General features: G+C 22.9%; 2 protein-coding genes. Both read left to right on the forward strand.

The annotated features are described in order from the left end of the window. On the forward strand, window positions 1-226 hold a 226-nt coding region (locus AZI32_RS17395), incomplete at its 5' end, for an FCD domain-containing protein (protein ID WP_157450983.1). Between the two features lie 118 nt (window positions 227-344). Then, a partial coding sequence (locus tag AZI32_RS17400; RefSeq protein WP_206406654.1) for a stage II sporulation protein R occupies window positions 345-607 on the forward strand: 263 nt, incomplete at its 3' end.

The following is a 607-nucleotide window of genomic DNA, read 5'->3' on the forward strand; positions in this document are numbered from 1 at the left end:
AAAGTTAAGTCAAATAATAAATTCACTTTGGGAACAAGTTCATAGATTCAGAGCAACATATATATCTGATTTTGACACATCATATAATTTAGTAGAAGAACATGAGAGAATTTTAAAAGCTATAATATCTGGTAATAATGAAGATGCTAAAAAATATGCTATAGAGCATATAGAAAAAGCTGAACAATTTATAATAGAGAGAGCTATGAATAATAAAAATATATAAAAAAATAGACTGTTTAAATTAACAGTCTATTTTTTTATGTTTTTTTAAAACTTTAAGAATAAAAAATTCACATTAGGAGATAATCAAGATATTAAAATATATTAGGGGGATATATATTATGAAAAGGATAAAGTTAAGAATATTGGGGTTAAGTGTTTTATTAATAACTATGATTATAATGAGTACTATATATATTTTTGGGGAAGTAAATAAAGTTGAAAGAGTTTCAAGCAATTATAAAGATAAATTAATAAGATTTCATGTTTTAGCAAATAGTGATAGTGATGAAGATCAGGCATTAAAATTGAAAGTAAGAGATGAAGTCATTAAATATTTACAACCGATGTTAAAAAAATCAAATAGTATTGAGGAAAGTGAAAA

The sequence above is a fragment of the Clostridium sp. ATCC 25772 genome (assembly GCF_001573875.1).
Taxonomy (GTDB): Bacteria; Bacillota; Clostridia; order Clostridiales; family Clostridiaceae; genus Clostridium_J; species Clostridium_J senegalense.